Annotated in this window: 11 protein-coding genes; 7 read left to right on the top strand and 4 right to left on the bottom strand. The window is 69.5% G+C overall.

Annotated features, from left to right (window positions below):
* From OG574_RS19785 to OG574_RS19770, 4 genes are all read right to left on the bottom strand, one after another.
* Entirely contained in the window at window positions 1-4731 is a 4731-nt protein-coding gene (locus OG574_RS19785) for a putative T7SS-secreted protein (protein WP_326774313.1), read from the bottom strand.
* Window positions 4731-5369: a hypothetical protein gene (locus OG574_RS19780; protein WP_326774312.1), complete on the bottom strand. Its 639-nt coding sequence runs from the start codon at window positions 5367-5369 to the stop codon at window positions 4731-4733. The genes OG574_RS19785 and OG574_RS19780 overlap by 1 nt, the downstream gene beginning before the upstream one ends.
* A complete protein-coding gene (locus OG574_RS19775) occupies window positions 5366-5791 on the bottom strand; it encodes a hypothetical protein (RefSeq protein ID WP_326774311.1) in 426 nt (141 codons plus the stop codon). Before OG574_RS19775 ends, OG574_RS19780 begins: the two co-directional genes overlap by 4 nt.
* A 263-nt stretch (window positions 5792-6054) precedes the next feature.
* A complete protein-coding gene (locus OG574_RS19770; protein ID WP_326774310.1) occupies window positions 6055-7062 on the bottom strand; it encodes a chitinase in 1008 nt (335 codons plus the stop codon).
* A gap of 178 nt (window positions 7063-7240) precedes the next feature.
* On the opposite strand from OG574_RS19770, the gene OG574_RS19765 reads away from it, so the two are divergent.
* The 7 genes from OG574_RS19765 (at window position 7241) to OG574_RS19735 (ending at window position 14550) form a co-directional block, all read left to right on the top strand.
* Entirely contained in the window at window positions 7241-8290 is a 1050-nt protein-coding gene (locus OG574_RS19765; protein WP_326774309.1) for a hypothetical protein, read from the top strand.
* Window positions 8291-8360: 70 nt separating this feature from the next.
* Window positions 8361-9071 (top strand): Flp pilus assembly protein CpaB, encoded by a 711-nt coding sequence (gene cpaB / locus OG574_RS19760; RefSeq protein ID WP_326774308.1) that lies wholly within the window; start codon window positions 8361-8363, stop codon window positions 9069-9071.
* Window positions 9072-9174: 103 nt separating this feature from the next.
* Complete coding sequence (locus tag OG574_RS19755; protein WP_326774307.1) at window positions 9175-10770, top strand: AAA family ATPase; 1596 nt, start codon at window positions 9175-9177, stop codon at window positions 10768-10770.
* 95 nt (window positions 10771-10865) lie between these two features.
* Complete coding sequence (locus OG574_RS19750; protein WP_326778545.1) at window positions 10866-11273, top strand: TadE family protein; 408 nt, start codon at window positions 10866-10868, stop codon at window positions 11271-11273.
* Between the two features lie 8 nt (window positions 11274-11281).
* On the top strand, window positions 11282-12619 hold the full coding sequence (locus tag OG574_RS19745) for a CpaF family protein (protein ID WP_100598199.1): 1338 nt from the start codon (window positions 11282-11284) through the stop codon (window positions 12617-12619).
* Window positions 12620-12653: 34 nt separating this feature from the next.
* A complete protein-coding gene (locus OG574_RS19740) occupies window positions 12654-13601 on the top strand; it encodes a type II secretion system F family protein (RefSeq protein WP_326774306.1) in 948 nt (315 codons plus the stop codon).
* Window positions 13602-13647: 46 nt separating this feature from the next.
* Window positions 13648-14550, top strand: coding sequence for a DUF5936 domain-containing protein (locus OG574_RS19735; RefSeq protein WP_326774305.1), 903 nt, complete (start codon window positions 13648-13650; stop codon window positions 14548-14550).
* Window positions 14551-14577: the final 27 nt, after the last annotated feature.

Raw genomic sequence — 14577 nt, 5'->3', positions numbered from 1 at the left:
TCAGTCCCCAAAGTTCAATAGATGGAAAATCCTCTTGTTGAATACATTCTCCGGACCCATTCCTGTTGGGGCGCGAATGTAGTCGAAGTCGTGAGGCAGTCCGTCTCCCCACAGCCTACTATGGGCATTCGCGAAATTCTCCGCAGCTTGTTCGTTGAGCTTGAAGAGGTCAATCTTCTTCAGGCCCGAGAAGTCGTGATCGCTGATCTTGAATGTCATTACCTCCACTTCTGCCCCCCGTGACCTGAGGCGTTCTGCGTATCTTTCTGCTTCTGCTCTTGTTTCCCACGAGTAGACTCCCTCTCCGTAGTGGCCTCGATTTTCTGCATCAGGCCAAGGCGTACCGTCTCTCTTGAGGCGCGCAGCGTTCTGAGGGTCCTGGACGGTGTGGAATTCGTGATAGTCCGGAGCCAGCCCTAGAGGGTCGGTCCAGGTGTGCGGATTGTCGATATAGGCGGCAGGGTTTGGTGCCGGTGTGAGGCCGAGAGGATCGGCGCTGAGGTATCGCGCCGTCTCCGGGTCGTAATGCCGGAAGTAGTTGTAATGCAGCCCCGTCTCCGGGTCGAAGTACTGGCCCGGGAAGCGCAGGGGCGTGTACGTCGTGCTGTCAGATGACCAGGCCGTCGTGCCCCACAACGTGCTTCGCGTGTGCCATGCGATCTCGCCCTGTTCGTCCACGAGTTCGCTCGGCGTGCCGACCAAGTCGGTGACGATCGCGAAGAAGCGGGAGTCGATTTCCGACTGGGGGGTGTCCGCGCCCGCCGCGCTGATGCGTTCGGTCTGGGCGATGGGGCGTAGGCCCTGGTGGTCCCACGTGAGCGTGACCGGGTGTGGCAGTTCCGGTGACGTCGTCGTCTGTTCGCAGAGCGTTGTGCCGTCCCAGGTGAAGTCCACCCGTTCGACGACCGTCTCGCCGTCGGCAGCCAGGCGGAGTTTCGCCGTGCGGCGGCCCAGCGGGTCGTATGTGTAGCGCCAGCGCGTGCCGTCGGGAGTGACGGTCGAGGTGAGGCGGTCCTCCGCGTCCCACTCGTAGCGCCACGTGTCCGGCTTGCGGGACAAGCGGGTCTTCTGGCGGAGCGTGACGCGGCCGAGCGCGTCGTGTTCGTAGCGGACCCCGCCGGCGCGGGTGATGCGCGTGCCCGTGTAGGTGCGTGGGCCTGTCGCTTCGTGACCGGGGTGATCGGCCGGCCACGAAGCCGCCGTCTGGTTGCCCGCCTCGTCGTAGGCGTACGACTCGGTCCAGTTCGCCGCGTGCACGGCCGTGACGCGACCCGCATCGTTCACGTCGAAGTGGCGGGAGCCGGCGAGCTGGTCGTCGATGCCGATCAGATTTCCGTCGGCCCGGTAGGTGTAGGTGCGGGACTGGATGCGGCGGTGGCCGTTGGTGTCGGAGGCTGTGACCGACTGGGTGGTGAGGTGGCCCAGATCGTCGAAGGCGTTTGCGACGGTGAGGGAATCGCCTATGTGGCGCGCGAGTTCGCGTCCCGCCTGGTCGTACGCGAAGTCGATGGTGCGGCCCGACATCGTCATCTGGCTGCGGTTGCCGACCGCGTCGTACGTCCATGAGCTCGTTGCGCCCGTGGGCGTCGTGCGGCCGGTGCGGCGACCCAGCTCGTCGTACGCGTACGTGAGTACGCGGCCGTTGACCGTCTCCGATCTGAGCCTGCCGTGACGGTCCCGGAGGAGCGTGAGCGTCGCGTCCGGGTCGGTGGCCTGTGCGAGCTGGTCCGTCAGGTCGTACGCGTATGTCGTGACCCGGCCGTCCGCATCCTTGCGCGTTGTCTGGCCCAGTTCGTTTCGCTCGAAGGTGATTCGCTGGCCGAGGGCATTTGTGCGGGAGGTGAGGCGGCCCGCCGTGTCATGGGTGTACGTGAGGACGCGGTCGTCGAAGTCCGTCTCCGATATGAGACGTCCGGCCGGGTCGTACGCGTAACTCCACGTCAGGCCCTGTGGGTTGGTGACCTGAGTGAGGCGGAGTTCGTGGTCGTGGGCGAATTCGTACCGCACGCCGTCGGGACCCGTCCGCGCCGTGAGCAGGTCGAAGTGTGTGTACTCGTACGACGAGAGCCCGCCCATGGCGTCCGTGTGCGTCGTGCAGTTGCCCTCGCCGTCGTAGGTCCACGATTCGCTCGTGCCGTCAGGAGCCGTCCGGCGGGAGAGCCTGCCCTCTGCCGTCCACTCCAGGTGGGTCGTCGCGCCGAGCGGGTCGGTGATGGAGACGGGTCTGCCGAAGGCGTCCCGTTCGTACCGTGTCACCGCACCCAGTGGGTCCGCGATCGAGACGGGGAGTCCGGCTCCGTCGCAGCGGACCGTCGTGAGGTGCCCGAGCGGGTCGGTGACCGCCGTGAGGCGGCCCGCTTCGTCGTAGCTGAAACGGGTCGTCTGCCCGGAAGAGCCGGTCACCGACGTGCGGTTGCCGCACTCGTCGTACGTCTGGCGGTGAACCGTACCGTCGGGACCGGTCACCTTGACCGGCAGCCCGTGATCGTCGTACTCGGCCTTGGTCTCGCGGCCGTCCGGCCTGACGGCCAGGATCAGGTTCCCCGCCTCGTCGTAGCGGAAGGACGTCATGTGGCCGAGCGGGTCCGTCTGCGACAGCAGGCGGTTGTACCGGTCGCGCTCATAGCGGGTGGTCGCGCCGAGCGGATCCGTCTCGGCGATCACCTGCCAGGCGTCGTTGATCAGGAACCGGCGTGTGTGGCCCTCGCCGGTCGTCGTGGTGGTCAGCCGCAGGCCCGTTTCCGGGTCCGGCCCGGCGTACGCGAGCCGCAGGCTCATATGGCCCTCGGATCCGCCCTCGGCCACGCATCGGTCCTGGTCGTCGTACTCGTACGTGTACGACCGGTCGTTCGTGTCCGTCCAGGAAGTGACCCGGCCTTCGTCGTCGTACGTGAAACGCATGGGCAGGCCGGAGGAGTTGGTGACCTCGGTCAGGTGGCCGTCGGCGGAGTAGCCGTAGCGGGTCAGTTCCTCGTCCGAGCCGTCCGTCCCGGCCCCCGCGAGGTGCAGGGACCTGACCCGGCCGCCCTCGGCCGTCACCTTCAGGTGGTATCCGCCGCTGTGGACGATCCCGAGGGGCGTTCCTTCGGCGTCGTACTCGAAGGTCAGCCAGTTGCCGTTGCGGTCGTCGATCTGTTCCAGGACGGCCAGATCGGTGCCGCGGTCGGCGAAGTGCCAGACACGTCCCGTCACCGGATCAGTGATCGTGTAGCCGTCGTCCACGCGGTCCAGCGGATGGCGCGGGCCGTGAGTGGGCAACGTGGGCAGGCCCGGTGCCGGGTGTGGGTAGGGGAGGAGCAGACCCTCGGCGGTGACGAGGACGACGCCCTCCGCGTCGATCTCCAGGCGCTGGTCGACCGTCGATGACCAGGAGGGGCCGAACCAGCGGCCCAGGTGGTAGCCGGACTCCACGCGCCGGGTGAAGACGAGCGGCAGGGTGCCCGGCAGCGCGACATCGGTCTGGGGCAGGAACATCTTCCCGGTCGCGAGATCGACGGGGTCGGTGCCCTTGTGCTCCACCGACTTCGGTTCGCGGGAATGCTCCGCGGGGTCCTCACCCAGCGTACGCCGTGCCGAACGCCGCGCCCCCGCCTCAGCGGCCTCCTTCATCCCGTGCTCGACCCCGGCCCGGAGCCCGCTCTTGGCGAGCCCGAGCCCCTTGCTGCCGAACATTTCCGGCAACATGCGGCCAAAGAACTCGGAAGGGTCTTTCTTGAGGCTCTGATACGCGTCCTTCGCCGCACGGTCGGGATGTGTGGCGGTGGACGCCAGACCGGCCAGGGTCAGGTTGATGTTCTGCTTGTACGCGGCCGGGTGCGTGATGTTGTACGGGTCCTCCGGGTTGAGGCCGCGGGCGAAATTGAGCAGGCCCGCGGTCCCCTTGAGCACGCCGCCCACGACGTGGGTGAGCTCCGTACCGGTGGATTGGACACCGTCCGTGACTTCGGACTTGAGGCGATCGAGCGGCGGAGGCTCGGCCGGTGCGTGGGCCAGGGCGGCCTTGATCGCGTGCGTCGCGGTCGCACCCGCCTCGTTGCGCTGGCGACGCGCCTCCCCGAGCTTCTCCCGCGCGTGCTTGACGTCGGCCGCGCCGGGGTCCTTGAACGGCTCAGGGCGCGGGCCGGGATCCTTGTCGGCCTTCAGCGCACTGTTGTAGGTGTCGACCCGCTTGTTGTACGCCTCCACCGCTTTGTCGGAGGCGCCCTTACCCTTCTTGTACAGGTCGATGGCATCCTGCGCCTGGCCCTGGGCCCACTTGACCGTGTCCGCGTAGCTGTCCAGGGCCTTGCCTGCCTTGTCGCAGGCGTCCGCCGCGTGCAGCCACTTGGAGGGGTGCATGGCGAACTTCTTGCGGAAGGCGTCGGCCGCCCTGCCCTTCCAATGAGAGGAGTCCAGGGTGCGCATCCCCCCACTGACCTTGTCGAAGGCCTTGTGGAAGTCCTTCAGATGGCTCGCACTCGCGCGGATGTCTCCGGGGTCGCCGTGGATGAGCTCGTTGGCCTGCTCGGTCTCGCCGAGCTGCTGTTCGTCGACCGCGGCGCCCAGATCGGAGGCGACGGAGTCGCCGAGATCCTCGACCTTGTCGGCGGCCCAGTCGGCGCCCACGTACTCGAGTCCGTCCCCGAGCTTGTGGGCACCCCACTCGACACCTTCACCGAGGGCCTTCTTGCCGTTGTCCCAGCCGTCTTCCAGGGCGCCCAGGCCCTTGTCGGCCCAGTCACCGATTCCCATCAGCCGGTGCTCCCGCCCTGCTTGGCCGCCGCTTCGGCGCGTTCCTCCGCGGAGGGCCCGAACTTGCTGTCGAGCCAGGCCTCGTACTCCTCAGGACTCATCCCGCTGGCCTGCTGAGGGCTCCACCCGGTCACGTTCGAGGTGGCCGCGTCGCGGGCGGCGTCCTTCCAGCCCTGCCTGATGATCGCGTCGGCCTCGTCGGAGGACTTCTTGCTGTAGTCGGGGTCGGCAAGCGCGTTGTGCTTGACCAGGTCGCCGTAGCTCATCTTCGAGACGTCTTCCTCGCCGGCGTACGGGTTGCCGATCACGGAGTTCACGCCGACCTTCAGCGCACCGTCGACGTATTGGTCCGTCTCGTGGAGCGTTCCGGCCGCGAGGCCGACGCCCTCGGCGAAGTTGTTGCCCTCGTTGACGAGGGTGCGCACACCCCACTCCCAGCGTTCGCAGAACGACTCGAAGGCCGAGGTGAGATCGCTGTGTCCCAGCTTCATGCCGGACAGCGAGATCCCGTCGAATCCGCGCCCGGCACCCGCGGTGCCGATCGCGCCGGTCTCCTTCAGCTCGGCCAGCACGAGCGTTATGCCCTCGGCGATCTTGCCAAGACCGCCGGCCTGGAGATCTTTCGCGTCCTCACTCATTGCCCGTTGCCCTCCCCGTACGCTCCCGCGTCCACCGCCACCGTGTCCGGTACGACCCCGCAGATGGGCGGCAGCAGCAGCTCATCGCCGGGGCTCGCGACGTCCACGGCCATTCCGCAGGGCACGCGGAGCGCCGGCGCCACAGCGTCCAGCAGCCGCGCGCCCAGGACCCGCTCGTACGCCCACTCCTGGTCGGCGGCACCCCTCGCAGCCGCGAACCGCGCCAAGGCCGCCTCGTCCGAGAAGGTGTAGAGCCAACGGACGCCGCCGAAGTCTCCGGCGAGAGGCAATCCGTCGTCGCTGAGTGGCAGCAGGACGGCTGTGCGCCGGAACTCGCCCAGGAGTGCGGTGAATTCGCGCCGAATGGCGGCGGCGGTCGTGGCCTGCGTAGCGGTGGCGGAATTCGTCGGCGGTTCAACCAATTCTGCGTAATCCTGAAGCCGTGATCTGGGTATACCCCCGGTCGGCCCGCCGCCCCCACCTTCAGTCATGACGGGCATCATCACATCCGTGTGTTGACGCATGCAATGTCGGGTCAATGTTCCGAAAGGCGCAGGGTCGTGCTGGGCACCCATCCGGCAGCACACCCCCGCCGCATCCCCGACACGCAGCAGCGCCGCCGGGGGAGCGGCGGCGCTGCGGATCGGAGGGGGGATTGTGGGCGCTCGGGCCGGGGTGGGGGTCGTCAGAGGCCGTGTACGTGCGGCCCCACCGACGAAGACCAGGCGTTGCCCGTCGACGCGTCCCAGTTCGTCGACCACGTCATCGCGCCCCGCAGGCCGGGGTACGTCTTCGAGGGCTTGAACGAGCCGCAGTTCGTGCCCTTCGTCAGGCAGTCCAGGGCCGCGTTGACCACGGACGGGGACACGTAGCCGCTGCCCGCCGCGCTGGTGGAGGCCGGGACTCCCAGGCCTACCTGGGACGGGGCCAGGCCACCCTCCAGCTGGATGCAGGCGAGCGCGGTCAGGAAGTCGACCGAGCCCTGGCTGTAGACCTTGCCGTCGCAGCCGAGCATCGAACCGCTGTTGTAGTACTGCATGTTGACGACCGTCAGGATGTCTTTCACGGCGAGTGCGGTCTTGAAGTACTCGGCCGACGTCGACTGCATGTCTATCGTCTGCGGGGCCATCGCCAGGACAAAGTCAGAACCCGCCTTTGACGCAAGGGACTTCAGAGCCTGCGACATGTACGTCGAATTCAGGCCGTTCTCGAGGTCGATGTCGACGCCGTCGAAGCCGTATTCCTGCATCAGTGAGTAGACCGAGTTCGCGAAGTTCGTCGCGGAATTCGAGTCGTTGATGGAGACGGTGCCGTTCTGGCCGCCGATCGAGATGACGACCGACTTGCCGGCGGCCTGCTTCGCCTTGATGTCCGCCTTGAACGCGTCCTCCGTGTAGCCGCCGAGGCCCGCCGAGTCGAGCGTGAAGTCGACTGCGCCGGGCGTCGTCGTCGCGTCGGCGAACGCCACCGCGATGATGTCGTAGTCGCCCGGTACGTCACTGATCTTCTGGACCGCCGCGCCGTTGTTGAAGTTCTGCCAGTAGCCGGTGACGGCGTGGGCCGGGGGTGCCGCGTCCGCCCCGGCGGGGTCCGCGGTGGCCGTCGCCGTGCCGGTGAGGGCCAGGGCCAGAGTGGTCAGTGCCGCCGCCAGGAATGAACGCTTCCATGCTGGTTTTGTCGTCGCGCGTGCCATTGCTGCCTCCGGTTCAGATGTGGGGGGAGGGGCAGTTGCCGGTTCTACAAACTGGTCCAGACCATTTGGGTTGTCAAGACCTCTGGAATTACTGGTTCCTGGCCGAGCCGAGTCGGCCGCCTGGGCAACCTCCCGGTGAACACCGGGAAGTTGGGTGTTGAGCGGGCAATGCGCGGATATGGTGCTGAGACAGGAGTGCACAGAGACCGGGGGGTGTACGAGCGTGCCGACCGCGATAGCCGTGACCAGCCCTGACCTGGTCCTCGCCGCGGCCGACCGGCATACGCCGTCCGCCGCCGTGCTCCACTCCGCCGAGGACGGGGGCGGCAGGGCGGAGCCGTACGACCTCGATCGCGCGATCGTCGAGATGCACACCCTGATCGAGCATCACGGCTATGTGATCGCCCTGTGTCCGGCTTCCGTGCCGGACCTGGTCGTTCACCGGCTGCACGCTGTGCGTTCCGTGCTGGAAAGTGACCGGATCGCCATCCTGCGGCCGGAGCTCCCGCCGCTCGGGCTCGCCGTACTCGCGCTCCAGCTGCGGCAGCTGACCATGTGCGACTTCAGCCCGGGGGTGCTCGCCTCCGCCGCGCGGCTCCTCGCCCACTACATCTACGCCGGTGCCGTGCTCGGCTCGGTCGCCCGCCTCGACCGCGTCCCCGTCAGCCTCACCTCGCACGCCAAGTCGTGGGTGCCGGGCGCCCAGTTCGCCGTACTCGCCACCCCGCAGCCCGAACTCGTACGGCTCACCGGACCCGAGCCGCCCCGGCTGAGCGGACCCGCCTTCGGCACCCGTATGTATTACGCCGCCGGGCAGCAGCCCACCGACTGGATCACCGGCACCCTCGCGCCCGCCTGGCAGGTGCAGGGCGCCGTCGAGACGCGGCTGCCCGCCGAGTCGGGGCGCTGGTGGGCCACCGGGAAGCCCGGAAACCCGGGAAAGCTCGCCGAGTTCGCGGCCGCCATCCCCGACATCTCCGTGCTCTACCAGCTCGTCTCGTCCGTCCGGCGCGAGGCGTGCCACTGGTGCGGCCTCGAACTCATCGGCGACCGCTGCGGCTTCTGCGCCGCGCCGCTCGCCGATCCGCCCGCCCCGGCCGCGAAGCCACCGGGCGGACGCGGCCGCGGCAGTGCCCTCGCACCCGCCACCGGCCTCGCCGCCACAACCGCCCTGGCCCCCGTCACCGGTCGGGCCCGCGCCGCCCTGCCACCCGCCGCCCGCCCTTGATCGCCAACGAGATCCACAACGCGCTCCCCATCGAGATCCCCGACGAGATCCCCACGAGGTAGTCCGGTCCATGAACTCACGTCAGCGTCGCGGCGTCATCCTGCTGGTCATCTCGGCCCTGTGCGCCGTCGGCGCCTTCGCCGGGGTGCTCTCGGTGATCCGTGACGTGAACTCGAAGGTGGGCCCGGAAGTCGCGGCGTACCGGCTGAAGGACGATGTCGCGCCGTACAAGGAGCTGACCGCTGACCGGTTCGAGAAGGTCGAGATGCCGGAGCGGTGGCTGTCGAAGACCGCCGTGACCAGTCTCAGTCAGATCCGCGGCAAGATCGCCGTCACGACGCTGAAGAAGGGGTCCCTGCTCCAGACCGACATGATCGTCGCCCGGCCCCAACTCAGGGACGGAAAGCAGGAGATCGCCATCATGATCGACGCCGAGACCGGGGTCGCCGGGAAGATCACGCCCGGGTCGAAGGTCAACATCTACGCCACCTTCAAGGCCGCCAACGAGAAGGCCAAGGACCAGTCCAAGGTCATCGTCGAGAACGCGGAGGTCATGGACGTCGGCAAGCTCACGCCCATCGACGAACAGGGCGGCGACAACGGCCGGCGCCGGCAGGGCGAGGCCGTGCCGATCACCTTCGCCCTCGACCCCGCCGACGCGCAGCGTGTCGCGTACGCGGAGTCGTTCGCGACCCACGTCCGGCTCGCCCTCGTCGCCGCCGGCAGCGACGCGGCCGTCCCGCCGGGCGACCGCTCGTACACCCTCGACGAGGACAAGTAGCCCAGCCAAGCCGGCCAATAGACCGACAGAGCCATCGAGACCATCGAGACCATCGAGACCACCGAGATCACCGAGATCACTGAGAGAGGAGGCGAGCCGCACCGTGAGCATCCGTATCCTCCCCGCGGTGGGAGACCTGGACGCCGCCCGGTCCCTGGTCACGCTGCTCGGGCAGCTGCCCGACGCCGAGCCCGCGCCGCCCGTCGCCGACTCCACCGCCCTCCTCGACACCCTCGCCCGGCTCGCCGCCGAGTCGCTCGACGAACTGCCCGAGGTCGTCCTCGTCCACGAGCGGATCGGCCCCGTGCCCGCTCTCGAACTGATCCGGGACCTCGTCCTGCGCTTCCCGGCCGTCGGCGTCGTCCTCGCCACCGCCGACACCAGCCCCGCCCTGCTCACCGCCGCGATGGACTCGGGCGCGCGCGGCATCGTCGGGTTCCCTCTCGGGTACGACGCGCTCGCCGAGCGCGTACAGGCCGCCGCGTCCTGGTCCAGCGGCATGCGCAGGCACCTCGGCACCGGCGGCGAGCTGGCGATCACGGCCGGTGCGTCCGGCGGCCGCGTCATCACCGTCACCGGCGCGAAGGGCGGCGTCGGCACCACCGTCACCGCCGTCCAACTCGCCCTGGCCGCACAGGCGTCGGGCCGCTCGGTCGCGCTCCTCGACCTCGACCTCCAGTCCGGTGACGTCGCCTCGTACCTCGACGTCCAGTTCCGCCGCTCCGTCGCCGACCTCGCCGCCATCCGCGACATCACCCCGCGCGTCCTCCAGGACGCCGTCTTCACCCACGAGACCGGCCTCGGCCTGCTGCTCGCGCCGTCCGACGGCGAACGCGGCGAGGAGGTCACCGACCGCGTGGCACGCCAGGTCGTCCAGGCGCTGCGCAGCCGCTACGACCTCGTGGTCATCGACTGCGGTACGCAGATGGGGTCCGCGAACGCGGCGGCCGTCGAACTCGCCGACCAGGCAGTCCTGTTGGTCACCCCCGACGTCGTCGCCGTACGCGCCGCGAAGCGCATGATCCGTATGTGGGACCGCCTCCAGATCCGCAAGGCCGAGGAGACCGTCACCGTCATCAACCGTCACGCGCGCGGATCCGAGATCACCGCGTCGCTCGTGGAGCGCGTGACGGGAACCCGGGTCGCGCGTGCCAGCGTGCCCGCCGGGTTCAAGGAGCTCCAGGGCGCGGTCGACGCGGGCCGTATGCAGGATCTCGACAGCCGTTCGACGGTGAAGCAGGCGCTGTGGGGGCTCGCGGGCGAGCTCGGCCTGGTCGACGCCGCCGCACAGGAACCGGGCCGCCGCGCCCGCCGCCGCGGCGGCGACAAGGGCGCGGTCACCCTGGAGTTCGCGGGCATGTTCCCGCTGCTGCTCGTGGTGATGGGGCTGCTGTGGCAGTGCGTCCTGTACGGGTACACGTACTCGCTCGCCGGGAACGCGGCGGACGAGGCGGCCAGGGCCGCGACCTCCGCGGAGGCCGGGAGTGGCGACACGGCGGGCGCGTGCCAGACCGCGGGCGAGAGGAATCTGCCCGGAGCGTGGCAGGGCGCCGCCATCACCTGCGGACCCGACGGGTCGGTGATGAAGGCGACCGTGCGGCTCGAGGTGCCGGTGTTCTTCCCCGGGATCGACGCCGGGTGGACCGTCAAGGGCGAGGCGGGCGCCGCGAGGGAGGACGACCAGGGGGTCATGCCGTGAGGCGCCGGCTCCCGGGCGCAAAGGGCCGTCTCCGGCGCGGGCACGGGCGGCGGGCTCGGGCGGGAACCGACGTCGCCCGGCACCCGCGGACGGGCATCGACGGCGCCCGGCGCCCGCGGACGGAAAACGGCCCCCGCCGCAACCTGCGCACCGACGACCGAGGCGTCTCCATCCTCGAGTTCGCCGGGTTCCTGCCCTTCCTCCTCCTCATCGGCATGGCCGCCATCCAGCTCGGCCTCGTCGGCTACAGCGCGAACCAGGCCGGTTCCGGTGCCAGGGCCGCCGCCCGCGTGCAGTCGCAGGGCGGCGACGGCACCGGCGCCGGGCAGGCCGCGATGAGCGGCTGGCTCGACGCGGACATCGACGCCGGAGGGGGAGGCGGCGACACGACCACCGCCACCGTCACCGTGCACGTCCCGGTCCTCGTCCCGTTCCTGGACGACCGGTGGGACGTACGGCGCACCGCCACCATGCCGAACGACCGTGACCCGGAAGGGGGTTGAGCCGGAACATGAGCCTGCGATCAAGGGTGACGGTCCGAGAGGAGCCCGGCCCTTCCCGCGACGACGGCCTCGTCGCCGTCTACCGCGCGAAGCTCCTGGAGGAGATCGACCTCGCCGAGATGTCGTCGCTCGCGGCGGCCGACCGGCGGATCCGTCTCGAACGCGTCCTCGGCCACATCATCAGCCGCGAGGGCCCGGTCCTCTCCTCCTCCGAACGCAGCCAGCTGGTCCGCCGCGTCGTCGACGAGGCGCTCGGCCTCGGCGTACTGGAACCTCTCCTCGCCGACGCGTCCATCACCGAGATCATGGTCAACGGCCCGGACGCGATCTTCGTGGAGCGCGCCGGACGCGTGGAGCAGCTCCCTCTGCGCTTCGCCTCGCAGGAACAGCTCATGCAGACCATCGAGCGCATCGTCTCCACGGTGAACCGGCGCGTCGACGAGTCGAACCCGATGGTCGACGCCCGCCTGCCCACCGGCGAGCGTGTCAACGTGATCATCCCGCCGCTGTCCCTCACCGGCGCCACCCTCACGATCCGCCGCTTCCCCCGCGCCTACACCCTGCCCGAGCTGATCGGCCTGGGCTCGCTCGACGAGCAGATGCTGATGCTGCTGTCCGCGTTCGTCCGCGCCCGCTTCAACGTCATCGTGAGCGGTGGTACGGGCTCCGGGAAGACCACCCTCCTCAACGCGCTCTCCGGCCTCATCCCGCCCCACGAGCGCATCATCACCATCGAGGACTCGGCGGAACTCCAGCTCCAGCAGGACCATGTGATCCGCCTCGAATCGCGGCCCCCGAACGTCGAGGGCAAGGGCCAGATCACCATCCGCGACCTCGTCCGCAACTCCCTGCGCATGCGCCCCGACCGCATCATCGTCGGCGAGGTCCGAGGCGGCGAGACCCTCGACATGCTCCAGGCCATGTCGACCGGCCACGACGGCTCGCTCGCCACCGTCCACGCGAACGCCGCCGAGGACGCCCTCATGCGCCTGCAGACCCTCGGGTCCATGTCCGAGGTGCAGATCCCGTTCGAGGCGCTCAAGGACCAGATCAACTCCGCCGTCGACGTCCTCGTCCAGCTCACCCGGCACGCCGACGGCTCGCGCAAGGTCACCGAGATCGCCCTGCTGGTCTCGCACGGCCGCGAACAGTTCAGGATCTCGACGGTCTCCCGCTTCGTGCCGCACCCGCTCGGCCACGACCACCGCGTGCGCGGCACCTTCGAGCATCTGCCGCTGCCGCGCCGCGTGGCCGAGCGCCTGTACGTCGCGAACGAGCCGATCCCACCGGCGTTCGGCGTGCTGGACGGCATCGACGGACGCAACACGAGGGAGGCCATCGGATGAGGACCGTGCGACCCGCCGTCGAGGGTGGCGGATCATGAGCGACCCCGCCCTCATCGCCCTCGGCGCCACCATCCTGACCTGCGCACTCGCCGTCGCCGGCCTCCACGCGTACGCGTCGGGGCGCGCCCAGCGCCAGGCCCTCGTCGACCGGCTCGACGGCTTGTCGGGCGCCGGCCCGCACGGCGGTGCCGGTCGCGTACGCCGCTTCGCCACCGTCGACCGCAGGCTGCGCCGCACCCGGCTCGGCCGCGCCATCCATCTGCGCCTGTCCGCGACGGGGCTCGACCTGACCGCGGGGGAGTTCTTCACGTACGTACTCGCCGTGGTCGTCGCCCTCTGGCTGATCGCGTCGGCCGCACTCGCGCCCTTCTTCGGGCCGATCGCCGGGCTCGTCGGCGTGTGGAGCGCGGTGATCTTCCTCAACTGGCAGCGGCAGAAACGCATCGAGGCGTTCATCAACCAACTCCCGGACGTGGCCCGCCTCCTGGCCAACGCCACCGCCGCCGGACTCGCCCTGCGCACGTCCCTCGCGATGGCCGCGGAGGAGCTGGAGGCGCCCGCGGGCGAGGAGCTGTCCATGGTCGCCGACCAGCTCGCGCTCGGCCGCACCATCGACGACACCCTCGGCGAGCTCGCGCGGCGCCTCCCGTCCCGCGAACTCGTCGTCCTGGTAACGACCCTCGTCCTCGCCAACAAGGCGGGTGGCTCGGTCGTGTCGTCCCTGCGGAACCTCACCCAGACCCTGGAGGACCGCAAGGAGACCCGGCGCGAGATCCGCACGATGCTCTCCGAGGTCAACGCGACCGCGTTCACCGTGCCGCTCCTCGGCCTCGGCTCGCTGCTCCTGATCAACTCGTCGAACGAGGGCGCGCTGGCCAGGGTTACCGGATCGCCGGTCGGCCAGGCGCTGATCCTCGTCTCGCTCGGCCTGTACGGGATCGGGTTCTTCGTGATCCGCCGGCTCGGGAAGATCGAGGTCTGACATGGGCGTCCGTCATCCGGCGCACAGCGAGCGAGGTAGGTAGGTCATGAGTACGGGTCTGATCGGGCTGCTGCTGGCCCTCGCGATGGGCCTCGGCGTCCTCGGGATCTTCCTGGGCATCCGCATGTACCGCGCCGAGGCCAAGCTCCCCGGCGATCTGGCCATCGCCCTCGAAGTCGGCGCCACGCGCGTGTCCGCCTCCGGGTCCGCGGTCGACCGCCTGGGCATGCGCTTCGCCCCCCTCGTCCTGCGGGCCATGGGCCCCCGGCGCGTCACCTCGAAGCGCCGCAAGATCGACATGGCGGGGAACCCGGGCGGCCTCACCATCGACCGCTACGCCGCGCGCCGCGCGGTCTACGGCATCTTCGGCGTCGTCCTCGGCCTGGTCTTCCTCACCAACGGCCAGACCCTGTTCGCCGCCCTCACCCTCGCGTTCGGCCTCCTCGCCGCGGACGGCCTGATCTGGCAGGCCACACGCGAGCGCAAAGAGGTCATCGACCGCACGCTCCCCGACTTCCTCGACGTACTCGCCGTCGTCGTCAGCGCGGGCCTCGGCTTCCGGCAGGCGCTCGACCGGGTCGCCGAGAAGTACGAGGGGCCGTGGGCCGACGAGTTGCGCATTACGCTCCGGCAAATGGACATGGGCGTCAGCCGGCGCCAGGCGTTCGACGAGCTGCGCCGGCGCAACGCGTCCGAACAGGTCGCCCAGTTCGTCTCCGCGCTCCAGCAGGGCGAGGAACTCGGCTCGCCCATCGCCGAGACACTCATCCAGATCGCCACGGACATGCGGCGCACCGACGCCCAGAACTCCCGCCGCCGGGCCGCGAAGACGATCCCGAAGGCCACGATGGTCACCCTCGTCTTCATGCTCCCGGCCACGATGATCCTCATCGCGACGGGCATGTTCCTCGGCTCCGGGTCCAACTTCGGTTCGATTCTGGGACGTTGAGAGCCGAGCGCCGAGGCCTCGCTTGTT

The organism is Streptomyces sp. NBC_01445 (assembly GCF_035918235.1).
Lineage (GTDB): Bacteria > Actinomycetota > Actinomycetes > Streptomycetales > Streptomycetaceae > Streptomyces.
Note: the sequence above shows the minus strand (reverse complement) of the source record. Positions and strands in the feature narration are given on the sequence as shown.

Excerpts from the sequence above, each read along its gene's own strand:
- cpaB (WP_326774308.1), top strand. The coding sequence starts at position 8,361 with ATGAACTCACGTCAGCGTCGCGGCGTCATCCTGCTGGTCATCTCGGCC.
- OG574_RS19770 (WP_326774310.1), bottom strand. The coding sequence starts at position 7,062 with ATGGCACGCGCGACGACAAAACCAGCATGGAAGCGTTCATTCCTGGCG.
- OG574_RS19785 (WP_326774313.1), bottom strand. The coding sequence starts at position 4,731 with ATGGGAATCGGTGACTGGGCCGACAAGGGCCTGGGCGCCCTGGAAGAC.
- OG574_RS19740 (WP_326774306.1), top strand. The coding sequence starts at position 12,654 with ATGAGCGACCCCGCCCTCATCGCCCTCGGCGCCACCATCCTGACCTGC.
- OG574_RS19765 (WP_326774309.1), top strand. The coding sequence starts at position 7,241 with ATGGTGCTGAGACAGGAGTGCACAGAGACCGGGGGGTGTACGAGCGTG.
- OG574_RS19780 (WP_326774312.1), bottom strand. The coding sequence starts at position 5,369 with ATGAGTGAGGACGCGAAAGATCTCCAGGCCGGCGGTCTTGGCAAGATC.
- OG574_RS19735 (WP_326774305.1), top strand. The coding sequence starts at position 13,648 with ATGAGTACGGGTCTGATCGGGCTGCTGCTGGCCCTCGCGATGGGCCTC.
- OG574_RS19745 (WP_100598199.1), top strand. The coding sequence starts at position 11,282 with ATGAGCCTGCGATCAAGGGTGACGGTCCGAGAGGAGCCCGGCCCTTCC.